This window comes from Burkholderia sp. Bmkn7, from assembly GCF_041103175.1.
Taxonomy (GTDB): Bacteria; Pseudomonadota; Gammaproteobacteria; order Burkholderiales; family Burkholderiaceae; genus Burkholderia; species Burkholderia cepacia.
Genome location: NZ_JBGCUH010000002.1, coordinates 599349 through 620536 on the forward strand (window position 1 = coordinate 599349; position 21188 = coordinate 620536).

At 65.9% G+C, this 21188-nt stretch carries 20 protein-coding genes; 9 read left to right on the top strand and 11 right to left on the bottom strand.

What is annotated here, in order from left to right:
* Positions 1–54: 54 nt before the first annotated feature.
* The 4 genes from AB3K92_RS08580 to AB3K92_RS08595 all read right to left on the bottom strand — a co-directional run bounded on the left by AB3K92_RS08580 (position 55) and on the right by AB3K92_RS08595 (position 5337).
* On the bottom strand, positions 55–1182 hold the full coding sequence (locus AB3K92_RS08580) for a J domain-containing protein (RefSeq protein WP_226167853.1): 1128 nt from the start codon (positions 1180–1182) through the stop codon (positions 55–57).
* Between the two features lie 108 nt (positions 1183–1290).
* Complete coding sequence (locus AB3K92_RS08585; protein WP_369464821.1) at positions 1291–1614, bottom strand: DUF4148 domain-containing protein; 324 nt, start codon at positions 1612–1614, stop codon at positions 1291–1293.
* A gap of 150 nt (positions 1615–1764) precedes the next feature.
* Positions 1765–4161: a DNA polymerase II gene (locus AB3K92_RS08590; RefSeq protein ID WP_369464822.1), complete on the bottom strand. Its 2397-nt coding sequence runs from the start codon at positions 4159–4161 to the stop codon at positions 1765–1767.
* A gap of 195 nt (positions 4162–4356) precedes the next feature.
* Positions 4357–5337, bottom strand: coding sequence for a LysR family transcriptional regulator (locus tag AB3K92_RS08595; protein ID WP_369464823.1), 981 nt, complete (start codon positions 5335–5337; stop codon positions 4357–4359).
* Positions 5338–5440: 103 nt separating this feature from the next.
* On the opposite strand from AB3K92_RS08595, the gene AB3K92_RS08600 reads away from it, so the two are divergent.
* From AB3K92_RS08600 to AB3K92_RS08610, 3 genes are all read left to right on the top strand, one after another.
* Positions 5441–5815 (top strand): nuclear transport factor 2 family protein, encoded by a 375-nt coding sequence (locus AB3K92_RS08600; protein WP_113044740.1) that lies wholly within the window; start codon positions 5441–5443, stop codon positions 5813–5815.
* A 462-nt stretch (positions 5816–6277) separates the two neighbouring features.
* Positions 6278–6568 (top strand): hypothetical protein, encoded by a 291-nt coding sequence (locus AB3K92_RS08605; protein WP_369464824.1) that lies wholly within the window; start codon positions 6278–6280, stop codon positions 6566–6568.
* Between the two features lie 688 nt (positions 6569–7256).
* Positions 7257–8177 (top strand): hypothetical protein, encoded by a 921-nt coding sequence (locus AB3K92_RS08610; protein WP_146107265.1) that lies wholly within the window; start codon positions 7257–7259, stop codon positions 8175–8177.
* Positions 8178–8268: 91 nt separating this feature from the next.
* Here AB3K92_RS08610 and AB3K92_RS08615 read toward each other — a convergent pair whose 3' ends face one another.
* The gene (locus AB3K92_RS08615; RefSeq protein WP_042973830.1) at positions 8269–9837 is read right to left on the bottom strand and encodes an EAL domain-containing protein; all 1569 of its coding nucleotides are present in this window, start codon (positions 9835–9837) and stop codon (positions 8269–8271) included.
* 464 nt (positions 9838–10301) lie between these two features.
* On the opposite strand from AB3K92_RS08615, the gene AB3K92_RS08620 reads away from it, so the two are divergent.
* Positions 10302–10598: a hypothetical protein gene (locus AB3K92_RS08620; protein WP_104766528.1), complete on the top strand. Its 297-nt coding sequence runs from the start codon at positions 10302–10304 to the stop codon at positions 10596–10598.
* A 35-nt stretch (positions 10599–10633) separates the two neighbouring features.
* On the opposite strand, the gene AB3K92_RS08625 is transcribed toward AB3K92_RS08620, so the two are convergent.
* Together AB3K92_RS08625 and AB3K92_RS08630 are read right to left on the bottom strand one after the other, a co-directional pair.
* Positions 10634–10939: a hypothetical protein gene (locus AB3K92_RS08625; protein ID WP_369464825.1), complete on the bottom strand. Its 306-nt coding sequence runs from the start codon at positions 10937–10939 to the stop codon at positions 10634–10636.
* Positions 10940–11043: 104 nt separating this feature from the next.
* Complete coding sequence (locus AB3K92_RS08630) at positions 11044–12090, bottom strand: AraC family transcriptional regulator (RefSeq protein WP_369464826.1); 1047 nt, start codon at positions 12088–12090, stop codon at positions 11044–11046.
* A gap of 94 nt (positions 12091–12184) precedes the next feature.
* On the opposite strand from AB3K92_RS08630, the gene AB3K92_RS08635 reads away from it, so the two are divergent.
* From AB3K92_RS08635 to AB3K92_RS08645, 3 genes are all read left to right on the top strand, one after another.
* A complete protein-coding gene (locus AB3K92_RS08635; RefSeq protein ID WP_059489608.1) occupies positions 12185–13204 on the top strand; it encodes a sterol desaturase family protein in 1020 nt (339 codons plus the stop codon).
* A 35-nt stretch (positions 13205–13239) separates the two neighbouring features.
* Positions 13240–13920, top strand: coding sequence for an alanyl-tRNA editing protein (locus tag AB3K92_RS08640; protein WP_059857983.1), 681 nt, complete (start codon positions 13240–13242; stop codon positions 13918–13920).
* A gap of 229 nt (positions 13921–14149) precedes the next feature.
* The gene (locus tag AB3K92_RS08645; RefSeq protein ID WP_318827659.1) at positions 14150–14680 is read left to right on the top strand and encodes a YcxB family protein; all 531 of its coding nucleotides are present in this window, start codon (positions 14150–14152) and stop codon (positions 14678–14680) included.
* Between the two features lie 90 nt (positions 14681–14770).
* On the opposite strand, the gene AB3K92_RS08650 is transcribed toward AB3K92_RS08645, so the two are convergent.
* From AB3K92_RS08650 to AB3K92_RS08660, 3 genes are all read right to left on the bottom strand, one after another.
* Positions 14771–16390: a histidine-type phosphatase gene (locus AB3K92_RS08650; RefSeq protein ID WP_369464827.1), complete on the bottom strand. Its 1620-nt coding sequence runs from the start codon at positions 16388–16390 to the stop codon at positions 14771–14773.
* A gap of 179 nt (positions 16391–16569) precedes the next feature.
* Positions 16570–17004, bottom strand: a complete 435-nt coding sequence (locus AB3K92_RS08655; protein ID WP_048021354.1) for a phosphatase — start codon at positions 17002–17004, stop codon at positions 16570–16572.
* A 324-nt stretch (positions 17005–17328) separates the two neighbouring features.
* The gene (locus AB3K92_RS08660) at positions 17329–18687 is read right to left on the bottom strand and encodes an NAD(P)/FAD-dependent oxidoreductase (protein WP_369464828.1); all 1359 of its coding nucleotides are present in this window, start codon (positions 18685–18687) and stop codon (positions 17329–17331) included.
* A gap of 100 nt (positions 18688–18787) precedes the next feature.
* Here AB3K92_RS08660 and AB3K92_RS08665 point away from each other — a divergent pair, with 100 nt between their 5' ends.
* On the top strand, positions 18788–19741 hold the full coding sequence (locus AB3K92_RS08665) for a LysR family transcriptional regulator (protein ID WP_021158002.1): 954 nt from the start codon (positions 18788–18790) through the stop codon (positions 19739–19741).
* 26 nt (positions 19742–19767) lie between these two features.
* Here the strand turns inward: AB3K92_RS08665 and AB3K92_RS08670 are convergent, their stop codons facing one another.
* On the bottom strand, positions 19768–19962 hold the full coding sequence (locus tag AB3K92_RS08670) for a hypothetical protein (protein ID WP_059709232.1): 195 nt from the start codon (positions 19960–19962) through the stop codon (positions 19768–19770).
* Positions 19963–20156: 194 nt separating this feature from the next.
* Here AB3K92_RS08670 and AB3K92_RS08675 point away from each other — a divergent pair, with 194 nt between their 5' ends.
* Complete coding sequence (locus AB3K92_RS08675) at positions 20157–21065, top strand: AraC family transcriptional regulator (RefSeq protein WP_059493008.1); 909 nt, start codon at positions 20157–20159, stop codon at positions 21063–21065.
* The last annotated feature ends 123 nt before the right edge of the window (positions 21066–21188 follow it).

Sequence of the window (21188 nt, forward strand, 5' to 3'; positions counted from 1 at the left end):
GGTGCGCTGCCCCGCGCCGCGCCGCCGTGTCGCCGTTGCGTCTGGCATGCGCGTTCAGTACGAATCGTCGTCGAAGCGGGACGATGCCGGACGGCGCTTCATGTCCTTCAGCCATTCCCTGACGTTGTCCGGGTCGTCGAATTCGCGCACCGCGATGGTCAGGTCCTGGTTGCTGCGCTGCATGCCGGCAATGTCGCGCGTCAGTATCCGCATGACCGTATCGGGCGCGATCTTGACGGACGATGCGATGCCGTAGGTTCGGCGGAAGTGGGTCTCGACGTGCCGGATCTCCTGGTCCAGCTCGCGCACCTGTTCCTCCAGGATGCCGTTGTAGCGCATCAGTCGGTCTTCGCCGAGGCCGTCGATCGCGCGCCGGTCGATCTGCTCGATCTCCAGCTGCAGTTCCAGCAGCTGCAGCAGGTTGCCTTTCGCATACGCGTGGTTGACCCGCTGCATCAGCACGGTCTTGCGTTCCTGTTCCTTCGGATCGGTTTCGCGATCGGGATGCAGCACGCTCGCGAGCTTGCGATAGACGTCGCGGATCGACTTGCTCGATTCGGCCTGCTCGGCTTCGCGCCTCGCTTGCGCCGCCGATTGCCGGGGCGCCTTCTTGCGTTTCGCGCGCTGCGCCTCGCGGGCCTCGTGCTCGGCCATGTCGCGCCTGAACTGTTCGTCCAGCTCGGCTTGCATGCGCTCGGCGAGTTCGTCGGGCGACAGCGTGTCGAGATCGTCTTCCTGCGCGGGGGCGGGCGCCGGCTCCGGTGCCTGCTTCGGCCGTGCGCGATCGGCTGCCGTGCGGTCGTCGTCGCCGGATGCGCGGTGCCGGTTATAGAGGATCTTCAACTGCGCGTCGTCGCTGACGTCGAGCAGGTCGCGCGCCATGTTCGCGATCACGTCGGACAGCGTGCGCTGCTCGGCCTTGCTCAAGCCCTTTTGCAGGAACGCGTCGTCGAGCCGGTTGAGCAAGCTGATCCGCAACGCCGTCGCCGCCTGCTCGAGCGGCAGCAGCCCGTCGACGAATTTCTTGTGGAAGGCCGGCGTCACGGCGTCCCATGCGCCGAGACGTTCGCGCCGCGCTTCGATCTGCTGGACGAGCGTATTGAACGTCTTCTGGGCTTTCGACAGGCTGGCTGTCTCGTGGCCGGGCGCAATGACGACCGCGGCACCGCGTCGTGCGGTCATGGTGAATGTCCTCCGGCCGCGGCAGGACGCGCAGCAGGCCGGTATTCTAGCCGGATGTGCGGCCGGCGGCGCGGAACGGCCTGCTTCGCCGACGCTTTCGCCAGCGCGTTACGGCCGCGGCGCCGCGACCGCAGGTGCGCCCGAATCCGTGCCCGGCGTGCCGCCCGGCCCATAGGCGGCAGCGGCGTTGTTGCGTTCCGCGAGACGCTTGGCAGTCAGGCGCTCCTGCGCGGCGACGATGTCGCCCGGATAGTTGTCCCCGTTGCTGGCGACCGGGTCGTAGCCGACGGCTTCGAGGTCCAACAGTTCCTGGCGTACCTGCGCACGCGTGAGCGTCGAGTGCGACGACTGCGCGTACGACACGGCCGGCGCGGCGAGCAGGGCAGTCGCGGCAGCGGTGGCGACGACGACGGTGGCGATGATCGATTTCATGATTTCCTCAGACGGTTGCGTGGCGGTTCACCGAACCGACGAAGCAAGTTTAGGAATCCATGCCGGCCGGATAAATGCCGATTCCGGGTGAACTGTGTTTCCGGAATGCGCCACAGTGGGCGACGGGCGTGCCGCCGTGCCGCCACGTCGTCAATCGCCGAACAACTGCCCCTGCCCGGAGATCACGCGTTCGAAATCGTCGCGCAGGAACGGCAGGATCGCGTCGGCCACGGGCTGCAGCTGGCGGCTCAGGTAGAACGCGTAGTCGATTGGCGAGCGCATCGTCTCGAGCGGCTCGGGGCCGGCCGTCGTCATCACGTAGCTGATCCAGCCGCCGCGCTGGTATTGCAGCGGCCGGCCCTGCGCGTGATTGAACTCGTCGGCGATCCGCGCCGCGCGCACGTGCGGCGGCACGTTGCGCTCGTATTCGCGCAACGGCCGGCGCACGCGCTTGCGGTAGACGAGCTGGTCGTCGAATTCGCCGGCCAGCGTGCGCTGCACGTAGTCGCGAATGAAATCCTGGTAGGGCTCGCGGCTGAACACGCGTCGATACAGCTCGCGCTGAAACTGCTGCGCGAGCGGCGTCCAGTCGGTGCGCACCGTTTCGAGCCCCTTGAACACGAGGTCCTCGCCGCCGTCGGCCGCCGCCGCGAGGCCCGCGTAACGCTTCTTGCTGCCTTCTTCCGCACCGCGCACGGTCGGCATCAGGAAGCGGCGGTAGTGCCGCTCGTACTGCAGTTCCAGCGCGCTCTCGAGCCCGAACTGGTCGCGCAGGTGCGCGTGCCACCAGCGGTTCACGTGCGCCACGAGCGCGCGGCCCTTGGCGCCGGCTTCATCGTCGTCGTGCGCGCGGCCGAGCCACACGAACGTCGAATCGGTATCGCCATAGATCACTTCGTAGCCCTGCGCTTCGATCAGCGCGCGCGTGCGGTGCATGATCTCGTGCCCGCGCATCGTGATCGACGACGCGAGGCGCGGGTCGAAGAAGCGGCAGCCGGTAGAGCCGAGCACGCCGTAGAACGAATTCATGATGATCTTCAGCGCCTGCGACAGCGGCGCGTTGCGCTGCCGCTTCGCGTCGTCGCGGCCTTCCCACACGCGGCGCACGATATCGGGCAGGCAGTGTGCGGTACGCGAGAAGCGCGCGCCGAGAAAGCCGGGCACCGATGCGTCGTCGCCGGGATTCGCGAGCCCTTCGATCAGCCCGACCGGATCGATCAGGAACGTGCGGATGATCGACGGATAGAGGCTCTTGTAGTCGAACACGAGCACCGAGTCGTACAGCCCGGGGCGCGAATCCATCACGAAGCCGCCGGGGCTGTTTTGCCCGGTCACGTCGCCGAGGTTCGGCGCGACGTAGCCTAGCCGGTGCATGCGGGGCAGGTACAGGTGCGTGAAGGCCGCGACCGACCCGCCGGTGCGATCGGCCGCGAGGCCCGTCACGCTCGCGCGTTCGAGCGCGAAGGACAGCAGGTCCGCCTTGTCGAAGATGCGCGTGACGAGCTCGCAGTCCTTCAGGTTGTAGCGTGCGAGCGCCGGCTTGTCGTGATCGAAGCGGCGCTGGATCTCGTCCATCCGCTGGTACGGATTGTCGATCGACTTGCCTTCGCCGAGCAGCGCCTGCGACACGTATTCGAGGCTGAACGACGGGAACGTCCACGTCGCGGATTTCAGCATGTCGATGCCGTCGAGGATCAGCCGGCCGGCCGCGCCCGCGAAGAAGTGGTCCGGCTGCTGGCCGTGCGCGCGCCAGTCGAGCACGCTGCCGCCGCGCCCGAGCTTCAGCGGCACGCCGTATTGCTCCGAATGCGCATGCAGGATGCGCAGGTCGAACTGCACGAGGTTCCAGCCGATCACGGCATCGGGATCGTGTGTTTCGAACCAGTCGTTGAGCCGCGTGAGTATCGCGGCGCGGCTGTCGCAATAGTCGAGGTCGAAGTCCCGCGTGCCCGAGTCGCTGCCTGCTTCGCTGCCTGCATCGCCGTTCGGCGGGCCGAGCATGTAGACCTGCCGCTGCCCGCAGCCTTCGAGCGCGATCGAATACAGCTCGCCGTGGACGCTGGTTTCGATGTCGAGCGACACGCAGCGCAGGGCCGGGCGATAGCCGGTCGCGGATTTCAGCTCGGTGCCGGTCAGCGTGCCGTCGCGGCCGGGCCGGCCGCGAAACTGCACGCATGCCGTGATGAAGCGTTCCATCGCGTAGCGGTCTGGCGGTTGCACGTCGGCTTCGTAGACGTCGACGCCCGCTGCGGCGAGGCGTTTTTGCAGCCCGGACAGATGGCGATAGCGCTTGCAATAGAGGCCGACGACGGGGCGCTGCCGGAAATCGCGCAGCGTGAGCGGGCGCAACTCGGCGTCGTGCTCGCCGGCCAGCGTGCGTTCGGCGAGCGCCTGCTGTTCGGCGGGGATGAACGCGACGGCTTCCTGCGGGCGCAGGCGCACGCGGCGCGGACCGTGTTCGGTTGCCAGCCAGAACTCGATCTCGATGCCGGATGCGGTGTCCCGCCAGTGGCGGGTGAGGATGAAACCCTGCTCGAACGCCGTCAAAACGCTTGCTCGTCGTGAATGCCCAGGCGGCGGATTTTAGCGCTTGAATGGCGGCCGTGCCGACGGTGGTGTGCGTGGCAACAGGTGGCAACAGGTGGCAGGAAGCCGGCCGGCGACGCGCGATCTTCCGCGTGCCGGCCGGCGTTCGGGTTTTTCGACGCGATTGACGTCCGGCGCGCGACGGAACGAAGGCGACTACTCGCGACGCAGCGTCTCGAGCACGGCGGATGGCGGTTGCCGGCACGCGCCGTAGCCATTGGACTGCAGCCTGGGCATCATGCCGACGACGAAGTCGATGAACGTTCTCACCTTGGCCGGAACGTGGTTCCGGCTGGGGTAGTAGACGTAAAGCGGGAACGTCTCGTCGCACCAGTCGGTCAGCACCGGCTCCAGTGTGCCGGCACGCAGGTGCGTGTCGATTCCGAGGTCGATCACCTGGGCGATCCCGAAGCCTGCGACGCAGGCGCCGGTCTTGGTGCCCGCATCCGTGACGGTCAGGCTGCCGCTTACGGCCACTTTCGTTTTTTCGCCGTCACGCCAGAATTCCCAGTCGAAGGGGCGGCCGGTAGCCGGGTCGATGGCCAGGATGCATTCGTGGCCGTCGTCGACCAGATCCTGCGGCGACCTCGGCCGGCCGCGTCGCTCCAGGTAGGACGGTGCGGCCACCGTCAGCACCCGCGGGCTGTACAGCCTTCGACAGACCAAGGTGGAAACGGATGGGGGGCCAAAGCGGATGGCGAGATCGAAGCCGTCGCTGACGAGGTCCGAGAGGTCGTTCCGGGTCTCCAGCTTCAGGTGCAGAGCGGGGTGTTCCTTCATGAACCGGGCCAGGTCCGGTGCGAGCACAAGGCGGGCGAATGCGGCATCGCACGCCACACGGAGCGTGCCGCTGGCGACCGAGGCCTGGCCGGAAGTGCCGGCGGTCGCCTCCTCGATCCCCTGCAGTAACGGCAGCACTTTCGACAACAGTTTGTGGCCCGCGTCCGTCACTTCGACGTGCCGGCTGGTGCGATGCACGAGCTTCGCGCGCAGGCGGTCCTCCAGTCGCTGGATCGCGCGACTGACCGCGGGCTGGGTCTTGCCCAGGCGGGAGGCCGCTCGACCGAAGCTCCCGGATTCGGCCAGGGCCGCAAGGACAAGCAAGCCGCTTACCAGTCCTCCGTCGAGGTCTTCCATGATCCATGTGTTCCTGTAATGGCAGCGATAACCGGGTCGCCGTAGCCGAGGGCGGGGGCGATCGCTCACTATACGAGCGGTTCACTATCGAGGAAAGCCAGCCATGACCCAGACCCAGGCCGTAGTCGCGTTGATCGACGACTACTTCAATTTGGCTTACGAGCCGAAGAGCCGCGACTTCGACAAGGTTTTTCACCCGAGCTGCGTGATTCAGTGGCTCGATGAAGGCCGGTTTCGCACGCTGGCGTCGCACGAGTATGCGGCGCTCATCAACGGGAGGCCGAGTCCGCGATCGACCGGCGCGCCCAGGGACGAGGCGATCCTCTCGATGGCGCATGTGTCGGACGGCCTTTCAACGGCTACGGTGCGGGTGCGAATCGGCAACCGGCTGTTCAACGATCACTTCGTCATCCACAAGGTGGACGGCAACTGGTTGATCGCAACCAAGGCGTCCGCCGTGGTGCGTACGTTCGACTGAAGCGCAGCGCGGCAGATGCGCGTCCGGTTCCCGGTTTTTTTGCGTCAACGAAATGCGGTGTCTCGGCATCGACGGGGGAATCCGTAATGGGACCCTGCTCGAACGCCGTCAAGATACCCGCTCGTCGTGGATGCCCGGGCGGCCGATTTCAGCGCTTGCGCGGGGCTGTGCCGGCGCGGGATGCGCGATACCGTTCCGGCATCCGGCCGATGATCGTAAGATTCGGGCTCGATTGAACCCGTCAAGGATCATTGAATGAAACTCGCGATTGATCGCGTCGCACGTGTTGCCGGCTGTGTCGTCGTTGCGGCTTGCCTGTGTGGAAGCGGGCGTGCGATATGCGCTTCCCCGAAAGTGAAGGCACTGCCGGCGACCACGGAAGCCAACTGGATACAGGCGGTCAGGCAGCATCGGACAAAAGATGGCGCAACGGTTGCCGAAGTGCTGTCCTATGCGGAAAAAATGAGGCCGCGCATCTTCAAGGCCGGACGATTCGAAGTGGGTTACAACGGCGCGACCGGCGTTGCCAGCTCGGTTTCGATCGGCTACTGGATCGGAACGAAGCGCGCGCCGGACGATGCGTTCGTCGATCTCGGCTATTCGATGTCGCCCGATGGCCGCGTGATGCCCGTCCCGCCGGACGCGCACACGGCCGCGGCATTGGAGAACGGACGGAAGGCGTTTCTGCGTGCCGTCGACGACGCCTATCGGGACACATGCCTGTCCGATCCCGATCATCCGCCGGCATGCTGATGAATCCCGCCCGATTGACGTCACGGAACCATCGTTCGTAGAATCGCCGGTCAAGAACAACATCATTCTGAGAGAGGCGCCATGAATGCGTACCGCATGATGGACGCAATTGCGGAACGGCCGGCTCGGCAAGCATCGCTTGTCGCGTTCAATTTCCGGCCTGGCAATCGTGCTCCGATTCGCCACCGCAGGGCCGGGCATCCCTGCATCGGTCGCGATGACGTGCCGACACATCGCGCAAGCTGCGTGGGAGCGCATGACGCATGCCGACCTGACTTCGCCTGCCTCGTTTCCAGTCGCCGCTGGTGAAAGCCTCCATGCCGCAGTCGACCGGCCCGTCGCTCGACATGAGCGAAGGCAATCGACCGCAAAACCGCACGCATCCACCGATCCCGATTGAATTCGGTTCGCTGTCGCTCGTCCTCGGGTTGCCGGGGCGGGCCCTTCTGCGCGACACGCTCGAGGGTCTTGGCCGTGCAGCCGGTTCGCCGGAAACGGTCGCAACCGGTGCGTCGCCCCGGTCGGGGCCGCGGGTCGCTGCCCGGAAGCACCACACGAAACGCACACGCGCATTCTCCCGGCGGATGCCCGGCCGTCCTGTTGCTGCAGGGAGGGCGTGGCTGTTCGGTTTGCCTGGAAGTGCGGCGCCGCACGCATTGCCGATGAACCCATTTACCTCGGACTCCCCATGAACGCCTCCTCCCGGCAAATTTCTTTACCCGGTATCGCCGCGCTCATCGCGGCGGTCATCACCACGGCGCAATTTCTGATCGGCCTCTACGTGTGGTCGACGAAGTCTTCGCCGTCCGTGAATATGCTGGCCGTGCAACTGTCCACTTTCATCGGGAGCCTGGTGTTTCGAAGCGGCCTGGTGTTCCTGATCGTCCGCTGGCATGGAGAGTACCGGGATCAGCTCGCATTCCGTCGCCCCGCGTTGCCGCTGACGGCCTTTGCGTTATGCCTGCTGGTCTGGCAGGCCGCGCAGGTGCTGGTATTCCAGGCGCTCGTGGGCATGTTGCGCGGTGGTTCTCTCAGCCTGACGCACATCGTGACGCTCATCGCGCCGGTGAATGCCGTCCTCTACGCGCTCGTCGCCTGGCTTGCGTGGTGGTTCGTCACCCACCTGTTTCGCAACGACGCGTTGCCCGAGGCGCCGCGCGGCAATGCGCGGCGGCGCATCGCGGGTCTCGCGGCCTGGTTGTTTGCCAGCGTATTGCTGCTTTTCATGACGCAGGCCGTGATGATCCTGCTCGACCATTTCGACGACGATCTCAAGCTCGTGATGCTGAACTACGTCGGAGGGATCGTCGTGCCCGCCGCGATCGTCTTCGCAGGCGCGATGCTCGGCCTGCCTCGCGATCTCGGTCGGCTGCACGTCCGGCGTCTGCTGGGGGCGTCGCTTGCGTCGATGGTATCGGTCCTGCTGCTGGCTTATGCGGTGCTGCGCCTCGTGGGCGACGTGCTCGGAATAGCCAGCCTGATGTCCGGCATGATGCCGGTCGTCGTTCTCGCCGGAACCGGCGCGGCCTACTGGGTGTGGTTCCGCGTGTTCTATGCCGCTGTGCGTCGCGAGACCGCTGGACCGTCGCAAGGCATGCCGTCGGCGTGAAACCCGCAAGCGGATATGGCGTGAGCCGCGTGCGCGACCAGACGACCCGCGGCGATTCGGCAGCGGGCGCATCAGCGTACGCACCGGCGCCCTACACCCACGCGACATCCCGTTTCAAGTGCTCTGCCCGTTGCGGCCGCTGATACAGATACCCCTGCGCATACTGAATCCCGACCGTCTGCAGCGCGCGATGCTGTGCTTCCGTTTCCACGCCCTCGGCGATGATCTTCAGGTCGTAGTGATGCGCGACGGACGCGATTCCCTCGATCAATCCCGCGCTGCCGCCGTTCAGTTGCGAGACGAACTGGCGATCGATCTTCACGTAGTCGAACGGAAAACGCGACAGCATGTCGAGGTTGCTGTGATGCGTGCCGAAATCGTCGATCGCGAATTTCGCGCCTTTCGCTCTCAGCGCATGGAAGATCGCGGTGGTCCGCGCGTTCTTCTCGAGCAGGATGCGCTCGGTGACTTCGAGCACCAGCGTAAAGCCGGGCGGCAGTGCGCGAATCGCATCCTCGACGATCGACACGAACCGCGTGCGCTCGAGATCCTTCGGCGCGATGTTGACGGCGATGCGCAGCGGCGTTGACGGCGTCAGCGCGGAGAGTTCCGACACGGCGGTCCGCAGCACGAATTCGGTCACTTTCGGCAGCACCGCGCTCGATTCGACCTGCGGGATGAACACCGCCGGGCTGATGGCCCCCCACTTCGGGTGCTGCCAGCGCAGCAGCGCCTCGACGCCGACGGTCCTGCGCGTCCCGACCTCGACGATCGGCTGGTACACGACATGGAGTTCGTCGCGCCTGAGCGCGTTGCGCACGGCCTTCAGCAGCAGCCGGCGCGGTGCCATCGCCAGCAGGTAGGCCGCCATCACGAGGCCATCCGCCAGCAGCACGATCGTGATGCCGATCAGCCGATAGTGGTGCCGAACCTGCGACGCGTAGCGCGTGGATGCCGCAACCGACACCGTGAACGGCCAGCGGGGCGACACGATCGTGCTGCCGCGTGCGGGTTCCGCTGCCGATTCCGGCGCGAACTTCCCGTACTGATCGAGATGGCCCGAACCCGCGATCGACAGCGTCGCGGTTTCCGTCCCGTAGCGGGCGCCGTGCGCGAGCGCGTCGGCCACGTAGTCACCCTCGACCAGGTAGAGCACGCCCGCGCCGGGCGCGGTGGCGTAAAACACGGGCAGCACCGGGATGCCCTGCTGGAACGGCGTTTGGCGCAGCAGCGTGACGAGCGTCGAACCCGGCTCCGGCTCGTGCGTGTACGCGCCCAGCGGCAAGTCGATTGCCCCCAGCGCCGACGAGCACATGACACGTCCGTCGTACACCAGCGCGACGGCGCGCAGGTAGCGCAGGCGCGTGCCTATCTCGGCGAGCGTCCGGAATACCGCCGAGCATGGCCGCCCGACGAGTGCGGTGAGTTCGTCCACATGTCGCAGGCGCGCGCCGTCCAGGATGCGGTCGACCGATGCCACGATATCGTTCGCCACGACGTGTTCATGTTCGATGACGGTATCGCGCGCATAGCGGTCGGCAAGCGCGATCGCGAAGGCCGGCACGAGTACGCAAACGATAACGGCGACGAACAAGACGACCCGCGGCCACGCGCCGCTGCGCTGGAACACTGGTTTCGAGCCTGGCGTGAACGCCGACATTCCCGCGGTCGCCTTTGGTGTTGTGTGTTGGGAGAGGCAAGTCGTACCGGTCGATACATCGACGGCACGCCTGCGTCATGCGCGCCGCCATCTCGATGCGATCGATCCTACGATCGCGACGGACACCCGTGACCGCCTCGTCGCAATGGGCCGTTCATTCCGAGGCTTGCCTCCATGAACATGCGCATTCGGCGCATATGAACTGGCGGAGCACACCGAAAAAACCCCGGCCGCATGGTCTTGCGGCCGGGACGAAAAAACACCGTCTCTTGGCACGAGGATGGTGCGCGGCAAGTATAAGATGTGATGAGAGATTACGAAATATTGTTATTCAACAATTGGTGTAATTTTGTCATTGTGTCTCGACAAGAAACATTCTTTCGGGATGCTGTCTTTGCCGACTTGCCCGCGGCCCGCGTTCGGTCGCCGCGCGATACGGTCGCATGTCTCGCCGGAGCTTCGGGATGGAAGAAAATACCGTGCCCACGGTCATCGTGACCGATGGTGCAGCCGCAGCCGACGGCGGTTCGCTGTGGATCCGGATCGACATGAACGGGCAGGCCCGCGATTACGTGCTCGATCGCGCGCTCGCGTCGCGCGGCACGCCGCGCTACAACACCATCCGCGGCGCACATGGTCCGCTTTCGAAAGACGAACGAAAGGAAGCGCTTGCGCTGCTGCGCAGCATTGCCGACCCCGCGATGTGGGCTGGCATGGTCGGCACGTTCACGCAGGTGCTGCAGGCGTCCGAAGATGAGTGAACGATGCGGTGCCCGCGCGCCGCGCGGGCCGCGATTCAGAAATCGTCGCGCATCTTTCGCAGCAGGTCACCGCCCGACTGGTGCGTGTCCACCGCGGTGAGCACATCGGTCAGGAACCACGGCAGGTTCAGTTGCGTATTGGAATCGCCGACGCATACGCGGATCGGCGGCGCCTTCGACGGCGAGCGCGCGTCGGGCGTGGCGCTGCGGGACTGCACGCAGTTGTTCGCGTGCGATTGAACGGGAACCGGCCCGGCGCTGCCGGATGGTGCACCGGCGGCCGCCGGCAAGCTGACGGCGGCAAGCAGGGTCAGGACAGCGACAGCGGCAACGCGTTTCATGGGATTCTCCGGCGATGCTCGTTCGACCGCGCGGGTGGACGCGAGTTCGTCGGCGGCACGGTTACGCGCTGCGCCCAGTGGCGCTCAGTGGCGCTCAGTGGCGCTCAGCCGCGCGCGACGCTGGCCGCCCGCGCAGGTTGCCGGCTGCGCCACTGCTGCGGCGATTCGCCGGTCCAGCGCCGAAAGGCGCGCGTAAATGCGCTGTGTTCCGAATACCCGAGCAGCCACGCGACTTCCGCGAGGGTCAGCCGCGGATCGTTCAGGTGGTCGATCGCGAGCCGCCGCCGCGTGTCCTCGCGCAGTGTCCGGAAGTTGAGCCCGAGTTCGGCAAGCCGCCGATGCAGCGTGCGCGACGAAACATGCAGGTCCGACGCGATCTGTTCGATGCTCGCTTCACCTTGCGTCAGCAGGCGCGCGACGGCTTCGCGCACCGACTGTTCGAGATCGTCCGTCTGCCGCAACTCGGCCAGCAGCGCGCTTGCCTGCCGTTCCATCATCTGCAGCAGCGCGTCGTCCGGTTGGCGCAGCGGCTGTGTCAGCAGGTGCAGCGGGAACGCGAGGCGGTTCACCGGCTGGCCGAACCGCACCGGGCAGCCGAAATAATCGACGTAGGGCCGATCGTCGCCGGGCGACGGGTGCACGAAGCAGACTTCGTCGGGCCCGTCACGCGTGCCGGTGATGTTGCGTGCGAACTGGACGATGGCCGTGAGCGCGACTTCGTCGACGAGCGGGCCGAGCGGCTCGGGCGCATCGTGCCATTCGATCGCGACCGACGCCGCCTCGACGCGCACTTCCATGCGCGCGACGTTCGCGATCAGGTGTTCGTATTGCTGCCAGCGCGCGAGCGCGGCGCCGGCATCGCGGCACGCATGCAGCGCGTAGCCGAGCGCGCCGAGATGGGCCGGCGTGATCCGCTGGCCGACGTGCAGGCCGAGCAGCGGATCGTCGAGCACGTGCACCGCGCATTCGAGCAGGCGCCGCCAGTGCGCGCTTGCGTACAGCGTGAGCCCGCGGTCGTCCTCGGGCGGTCGCGCCTCGCCCAGCACGCATGCGGCGTCTTTACCCTGCTCGGACAGATAGTCGAACAGCAGCCGCACGTAGGTGCTCGAGTAGTAGACGCGCTGCGTCGATAGCGGGGAGGCGGCGGGCATGGCGGAAAGTGTCAAGTAATCGTCGGCAAGTGTCAACGCGGAGCGACCCGCGCGCGACCATACTGCCGGCCAGTTCCTGATCGAGGCTGCGAAGATGCCGACCGAGTTGATGACGTGGCTCCATGCGTTCCTGGGTAACGACGTGGACTGGAAGCAGGTGTTGTTGATCGGCATGACGCCGGTCTTCCTGATCGCGTTCGCGATCGAATACGCGGTGATGACCGGGCGTGGCCGCCGCGAGCCGTTTCGCTGGAAGGAGATCGTCGCGAACCTGTCGCTCGGCGCCGGCTATCAGGTGGCCGAGACCGTGATGGGGCTCCTGTTCACCGGTGCGATCTTCGCGTGGGTCTACCGGCACCGGCTGTTCGACGTGCCGGTGAACGGCCTCACGATCGTGCCGATCTTCGTCGTCGTGGAATTCTGCTACTACTGGTTTCATCGCACGTCGCACCGCGTGCGCTGGTTCTGGGCCGCGCATGTGCCGCATCACAGCGGCGAAGTGATGAACTTCACGACGGCGATGCGGCAGTCGCTGCTGAACGCGTTCGTCGGCGTGTTCCTGTTCTACCTGCCGCCAGTCTGGTTCGGCATCCCGCCCGCAGTCGTGCTGTTCCTGCTCGCGGTCGATCTCGTGTACCAGTACTTCGTGCATACCGAAGCGATCGGGCGGCTGCCGCGCTGGTTCGAGTACGTGTTCGACACGCCGTCGAACCATCGCGCGCATCACGGCCGCAATCCGCGCTATATCGACAGGAACTACGGTGGCGTGCTGATCGTCTTCGATCGCCTGTTCGGCACCTATGTCGAGGAAACGGAGCCCGTCGACTACGGGATCACGCAGCAGATTCGTTCGTACAACTTCCTGGTGCTGAACCTGCACGAATTCGTCGACATGTGGCGTGACGTATTCGCGCCGGGGCCGATCCTGCAGCGGCTGAAGCATCTGTGGATGCCGCCCGAATGGGAGCGGCCGGGGCATCGGCCGATCCATACGTGGAGCGTCGAACGCAAGGGCGAAGAGGATACCGCGACTGCAGCGCGTGCCATGGCTGATGACGGTGCGCCGGCGCAAGGGCGCAAGATCGTACAAGCCACCCCGACGCGATCCGGCTAACCTGCGTGCTTTCCTCGGCGAAAGGCGCGGCGGCAATGACGCAGAAAGTATTCTGGGACGATCCCTACCGGACCACGCTGGATACCGTCGTCACGCACGTCGACGGCGAACGCGTGCAGGTGGACGCGACCATCTTCTTCGCGTTTTCGGGCGGACAGGAAAGCGACGCGGGTTCGCTCGGCGGCTATCAGGTCATCCGCGCCGAAAAGCAGGGTCTCGACATCGTCTACACGCTGCCGCACGATCATTTGCTGAACGTCGGAGATCGCGTGACCTGGCGCATCGACTGGGTGCGCCGGTACCGGCTGATGCGCCTGCACTTCGCGGCGGAAATGGTGCTGCAACTGGTCTACCGGCTCCGGCCCGGTATCGAGCGCATCGGCGCGCATATCGGGCAGGACAAGGCACGCGTCGACTTCGCGAGCGACACGAGCCTGTCGCCGTTGTTTCCGGAGATCGAATCGGCCGCGGCCGATCTGTCGATGCGCGACCTGCGCATCGTGACCGGCTTCAGCGATGTCGACGCGCAACGCCGCTTCTGGACGGTCGACGGCTTCGCGACGATGGCGTGCGGCGGCACGCATCCGGCGTCGACCGGCGAGATCGGCATGCTGACGCTCAAGCGCAAGAACACCGGGAAGGGCAAGGAGCGGATCGAGGTCATGCTGGTCGAGCCCGGGATGCTCAGCGGGCAGGGGGGCGGGCGGGTTGCGTGAGCGTCGGAAGTGCATGCCCGACAGGTTGAGCGCCGTCGTCGATCCGCGATTCGCCTGAGTCCGCGTTCTGCGCATGTATATTGGCGATCCATGCATCGAATGGCCGGCGCTTTCGCGCGGCTTCGTTTGCAGGTCACCCTGCGCACGCGTCGCCGACTGTCCGCATCGCGGCGCTCGCGGTGAACAATCCAGCGCAAGCATAAAAACAGCGAACATTCCGAGCCCGCACATGAGCGATACCGATATCGTGTTTCAACCGACGGTGGACGATCTGGTCCACGCTTACCGCCTGAATCTTTGGCGCAGATATAACTGGAAATATCTGCTCAAGGCATTCGCGATCACGTCGATAGCGTATGCCGTCCTTTTGTTCGGTGGTTTCCGGGTGGCAAGCGGCGCGTTGCCGGATTGGCGGAACGTCTGGTGGATGCTGGGAATCGCGGCGGTGGTCACGATCGGCGTGCCGCTGCTCAACCATCTGCTGTTGCGTCGTGCCGCTCGCAAGATCTACAGCCAGCAAAAGACCCTCCAGCAGCCGCACACGGTCATCTGGCGCAGCGACCATTTCGTGGTCGATTCCCCGACCTCGCACGAGGAATTTCGCTTCGCGGATCTCGTTCACTGGAGCGAGGATCGTTTTGTGATCCTGCTTTATCAGTCGGCGGTGATGTTCCGCCTCATCCCGAAGCGGGTGCTCGCGGCGTCGCAGGTGGACCTCCTGCACCGGACGCTGCTTCAGAACGGCGTCCGCAAGATCTAGCAGGCAGGCGCGTGCATGCTGAAACCCGGGCGAGGTGCAGCGTCCGGGTTTCGAAACGGGCTTGTCGCGCGCGGCGTTGCCTGCATCACGTCACTGATACCCGTAACACTGCTTCAACCCCGCGTAGTCGTAGAAGTGACTGCCCGGCGTGAGCTTCGCGCCGTCGCACGCAGCCTGGAAATCCGTTTCGCGCTCGTTGTACAGCATCTTCACGATGAGACGCGATCCGTTGCGATAGACATCCCACTGCATGTTCGCGGCCATCGGCGACACCTGATCGCCGCGCCATGGGTTGTTCGCGTATGTGTACGTCTGCGCTTGCGGCGTCGGCACGAACACGTTCTTCAGGTTCATGATCGACGCAAACGGAATCATGATCTCCGCATGCGTGAAGCGCAGCTTCGCTGCGTGGGTCAGGTCGCCGCGCGCGATCGCATCGACTTCGCCGAAGAAATCGTCCTGCAGCACCTTCGCCATCCGGTACGTGACGGGGTTCGCTTCCTGGATGCCGGGCCCCTTCTGGTAGTAGTCCTCGGCATCCTGCAGATACGCGAGATACTGCGCCTGCTCCGCGCCGATGTACTTTTCCATCGTGACGCCGCCCGTTTCCGCCACCATCGCGGGCGCGACCTGCAACAGGTTGTACAGCACGTTCACCGCATCGACAGCCGTCGCGATCTTCGTCTTGCCGTCGCCCTTCAGCGTGTTGGTGAACTTGCCGTCCGCCGACGTGAACGCGTAGGTGCCCGTGTTCGCGAACGTGTAGCCGCTGGTGCCGAGCTTCGCGATGAATGCCTGCGACACGAGCGCGGACAGCACGGTTTGCGCGACGTCGGCCGCCTGCGGCGCGGCCTTGATCGCGTTGAGCTTCGCGGCCACCGTCGCGTCGTTCGCATAGGCCTGGTAGGCCTGGCTCGCCTGGTAGGTCGCGTAGTACGGATTGCCCGCATCGGTCACGAGGTCGGTGGCCGGCTTCAGCGAGTGGAAGTACAGCAGGAAACGGTTGGTGCCGGCCGGCTGCGCGACCGGCGCGCTCGCGGGATAACCGGACGGCGCGGCCGGCAGCGTGATCGCCGGGGCCAATGCCGGTTGCGCGGCCACGAGCGACGAGGAGAAAAAGGTCGAACTGTCGACCGCGCGGTCCTGGCCCGAGTTGACGACGACGATCTGCCGGTTCCCGGCCGCGAACAGCGCGGGCAGTCGCTGCGCGAGGCGCGCGGCGAGTTGCTGGTGTTCACGGATGCCGGTTTGCGTGAGGTTGCCGTACCCGGGCGTGGAGATGCCCGCCACGCCATAGCCGAGCAGCGCATTGGCTTTCATCATCGCGTACGTATCGGCCTTGAGCTGTGCGCCGAGCGCGGTCAGGGCGCCGTCGGCTTCGGCCTTGACCAGCATCGCGTAGATCGCGCCGTCGTACTTGAAACCCGACAGCCCGCGCGAGCCGTGGCGCGCGACGAGTTCGGTGTAGACGGGCGCGTAGCCGGCGGGCGGTGCTTCGTACGTCGCGGCGTCCTGCTGCGGACGGTATGGCGTCTTCGTCTGGTAATAAGTCGCGGGTGCCGGCGTGGGCTGGGGTTGCGGTTGCGGTGCGGGCGTCGAGCCGCTGTTGTCGGCCGAGGCCGCGGGCGGTGTCGAATCGTCCCCGCCGCAAGCGGCGAGCAGCAGGCAGGCAACGGCGAGGGCGGCGGCGGTGCGGGTCGGGCGTGTCATCGTGGTGTGCAACGGGCGGGACGATGCGGTTTCGCGTCGTCCCGTCTCCGAGAGGGATCGGTCAAGCCCGGAAGTGTTGCAAGCGACTTTGACAGCAGAATGTCAGGATTCGGTCGGGCAATCGTCGGATGGCCGCCGGATCGAGGGTGGCCGGCCGTCGCCAGCCGGTGTGCCGGCGGTCAGTGCAGGCCGGCCGATGCGATCGAGCGCACGGTGTCGGTGATGTTCACGCAGCGCGACAGGCCGAAATGCTCGGCTTCCCGGCGCTCCGGTTCGCTGCTCGCGATCCCCACCGCGCGTTCGGGCGGTACGCCGAGTGCCTGCAGTGCGACGTCGAAAGGATGCTGGTTTGATCGGGAGTCCTGCTGATTGGCGTCGGTGACGACGACCGAGAAGCGGTCGAGGTTCGCGCGGCCGAACTGGCCTTCGAACATGTCGCTGAGCCGTGCAGCCGGCAGCGTCGTGACGAGACCGAGTCGATATCCTTCTTCCGATGCCCGGTCGAGCCACTGGATGATCGCGTCGCGTTGATGGCGCGATTCATGCGAATCCGGTGTTGCTTCGATTTGCGCGAATGCTGCGTCGAGACGGGTGACGATGGCTTCGATAACCACGGTGATTCCTCTTCAGAAACGTGATGATCCGTTCGCCGACGGGAATGCCACACACCTTAGCGTCGATCCTGAAAACACAACCAATTAATATTTTTATCCGACCTATACGATTCGACTAATGAATCGGGGTGTCAGCCAGAACCGGCGCGGGATGTGTGTCGCGCGACATTTTTCGAGCGACAAGCCTGGCATCGACGGTCTTCGATGTGATGCACCAAACTCGCGCACGTTGTGGATGCAACCGTTATATGCATATAAAAAAACGGCATATCGAGCGATGGTCGCCCGATATGCCGTTGTGCGATGCTGCGTGCGAGTCGTCGCTCAGTGCAGCTTGATCGACGGCTGGTTGCGGCTTTGCAGCCAGTGGCTCAGCGACTGGAACAGCGCACGCTTCACGCCGACCACGCTGAACAGGTGCTTGCGATACAGGAACTTGTACAGGCCGATCGCGGCGAGCCCGTCGACGATCAGCGAGCGCGAACGCACGCCGAGGTCGGCCTGGTACACGGCGCCCGCATGCCCGAGCGACACGACGGTGCCTGCATCACGGAACGTGAAGCCGGCCACCGGCTTGCCGGCGACACGGCGCGCGAACGCGTTGACCAGATACACGGCCTGCTGGTACGCAACCTGCGCGCGCGGCGGCAGGAAGCCGCTCGCACCGGCCGTCGGGCATGCGGCGCAGTCGCCGAACGCATACACGTGCGGATCGTCCGGCGTCTGCAGCGTGTCGGTCACGATCACCTGGTTCGCACGATTGAGCGCGATGTCGCCGATTTCGCGCAGCATCGCGGGGCCCGCCACGCCGGCCGCCCAGATCGTGATGTCGCTCGCGAGCCGTTCGCCCGTCGCGGTCGTCACCGCATCCGCGCCGACTTCCGCGACGCGGGTATCGGTCAGCACGTCCACGTTCAGCGCGCGAAGCTGCGCGTGCATCTTGCCGGACAGCCGCGCGTCGAGTGCCGGCAGGATGCGCGGGCCGCCTTCGATCAACCGGATGTGCACGTCGCGTGCGGATACCAGCGCCTTGAAGCGGTACGTCGTCAGCTGCTGGATCGCATGCCGCAATGCCGCTGCCAGCTCGACGCCCGTCGCACCCGCGCCGATCACGTTGATGCAGATCGGCGCCGCGCGTCGCGCGGGCTGCTGCTCGGCCAGGTGATTCGCCTTCGTGCAGGCCGCGAGGAACTTCCGGCGGAAATCCTCGGCCTGGTCGAGGTTTTCGAGCGGCAGCGCATGGCGCGCGGCACCCGGTACGTTGAAGAAGTTCGTCACGCTGCCGACGGCGAGCACGAGGTCGTCATAGTCGAGTTCGCGCTGCGGCAGGATTTCCGTGCCGTCCGCGTCCTGCACGGCCGCGATCGTTGCGATGCGTGCCGCGCGGTCGACCCGCTGCAACGCGCCCTGCACGAAACGGAAACCGTGGCGCTTTGCTTGCGCCGCGTACTCGATCGTGTGCGATGCCGGGTCGCGATGGCCCGAAGCGGCTTCGTGCAGCAGCGGCTTCCAGAAGTGCGTCGGGTAGCGGTCGACGAGCACGACTTCGGCTTGCCCGCGGCGTCCGACCGTATCGCCGAGACGCGTGGCGAGGTGCAGGCCGCCGGCGCCGCCGCCGACGATCACGATGCGCGGCAGGCGCGGTGCGCGGTCCGTTGCAAGGTTGGGCGTGGTGTTGTCCATGTGGGGCTCCCGCTGAATGACGATTCGGATGACATTGCTCAAGAACCGACGATATAGTTTCGAACCCACTCGAACAATTTAATGTTTATAAGCGACCCATATGTATTCACTTATAGGAAAGACCGCGACGTTCCGGCAGCTGAAGGCGCTGGACATGATTGCGCGGCTCGGCAGCGTGTCGCGGGCGGCCGAGGAGCTGAACCTGACGCAGCCGGCCGTGTCGCTGCAGGTTCGCCTGCTCGAGGAGGCGGTGGGCGCCGCCTTGCTGCAGCGGGTGGGGCGCGGGGTACAGCTGACCGCTGCCGGCGAGATCGTGTCGCGCTATGCGCGCGAGATCCTGCATCTGTGGAGCGAGGCCGGCGACGAAGTGGCCGCGCTGACGGGCGATCTCGGCGGCACGCTGCGGATCGGCGCGATCACGACGGCCGAGTACCTGATTCCGCCGCTGCTCGTGAAATTCACCGCGACGCGTCCGCATGTGAAGACTTATTTCAAGGTTGGAAATCGCGACGACATCATCCGCATGCTCGCCACGCATGAAATCGATCTCGCGGTGATGGGCAGCGCGCCGAAGGAATTGCGTACGCATGCGGTGGAGTTCGCGAAGCATCCGATGGTGTTCGTCGCGGCGCCTGGCCATCCGCTGATGCAGCGCAAGCGCATCTCGCTGAAGGATCTCGAATCCGCGCACCTGCTCGTGCGCGAACGCGGCGCGGGCACGCGCTCGACCGTCGAGAACCTGTTCAAGACGGCCGGCCACCGCTTCCATGTGGGCTCCGAACTGTCGAGCAACGAGGCGATCAAGCAGATGGCCGAAGCCGGGCTCGGTGTCGCGTTCCTGTCGTTGCACGCGTGTGCACTCGAATTGCGCACCGGGCTGCTCGGGCAACTGCCGTTCCCCGGCAACCCGATCGAACGCGAATGGTATGTGGTCACGCTCGCCGACCGGCGCATTTCGCAGGTCACGGGGCTGTTCCGCGATTTCCTGATCAAGCAGGGCGCGCCGGTGATCGACGGCGCGACGGTGGCACCGCACGAGCGGCGGCGCAAGTAGGTGGACGATGCCGGCCGCGCGGCCGGTCAGACGAGCCCGAAGTCGTCGTTGCTGTCGGGGATCGACGCGAGCAGCCGTTCGAGCCGGTACCAGCCGACGATGCGCAGGCACAGGGCGGCGAGCGTGGTGCGGTCGTTGCGGGAGCGGGGGCCGGACGAGGGGCGGGTGGCGGCGGGCGACGGCGCGGTGAGCGCGGTGCGTTGCGCAAGGCAGTGAGGCATGACGGTCTCCGTAGGTGTCGGATGGGGCCATCGTAAGCGGCACGGCGCCCGCCGGCGCACACGCAAGGATGGCCCCGAGCAGAAACGGATGATCTTTTTCTGCTCGACCGGGGTGAGCCGCCGGCAGGCCCGGCAGGCGGGCCGAAAACGCGTCACAATGCGCGTTCGACATCCCCATTCACCGGAGGAAGGCCATGAGCGATGCGATTCTCGCGGCGCCGACGGACAACGGCGTCCCGGTCAGCCTGCGCTCCAGCCGCGGGCTCGGCTGGCAGGGCTTCGGCGCGTCGCTGCTGGAAATCCGCGCGGGCACCTACCGGATTCCGGCGGCCGAGCATCACCGGATCGGCGTGCATATCGGCGGGCCCGTTCGCGCGGATTGCGTGTGCGACGGCGAGCGCGTATCGCGTATCCAGGCGCATGGCGACGTCGACGTGATTCCGGCCGGCTTGCCCGGCCAGTGGACCGACAGCGCCGACTGCCGGATCCTGCACATCATGCTCAGCGACACGTTCGTGCGGCGCACCGTCGAGCAGCTCGAACTGAAGCCGTCGCAGGGGCAGATCCGCCGCCGGCTGCAGGTGCGCGACCCGCGCCTTCAGCACATCGCGTGGGCGATGGCGGCCGAACTCGAAGCAGACGACGCGTCGGATCCGCTCTATGCGGAAAGCCTGTGCACGGCGCTCGTCGCGCGGCTGGTCGACGGCCAGCCGGCGTTTCGCGAGCGCCGCCGCACGCTCGCGCCGAAGGCGGCCGCACGCGTGATCGACTATGTCGAAGCGAATCTCGAGCGGCGCATGACGCTTGCCGAACTCGCGGCGCTCGTGTCGATCAGCGTCCCGCATTTCAAGGTGCTGTTCCGCGAAACGCTCGGGATGCCCGTGCACCAGTACGTCGTGCGGCGCCGCGTCGAGCGGGCGAAGGCGTTGCTGCTCGAAGGCCGGCTGAGTATCAGCCAGATCGCGCTCGAAGCCGGGTTTGCGCACCAGAGTCACATGGCGAACTGGATGAATCGCGTGGTGGGTGCGACACCGACGGAGATTGCGCGATCGGGTGAGCGGGGTGGGTTGAGGCTGGCGTATGACGGCGAGGGGAAGGGCTGACGCATGGCTACAAATCCGGTGACCATGTCGGTTTCGGTACCTGTTTCGACACGGCCACCGTGATTGCAGGCAATCGGCCGGGAATCCGGGCATGAACGTACACCGATTACGGCGATGTGTCTG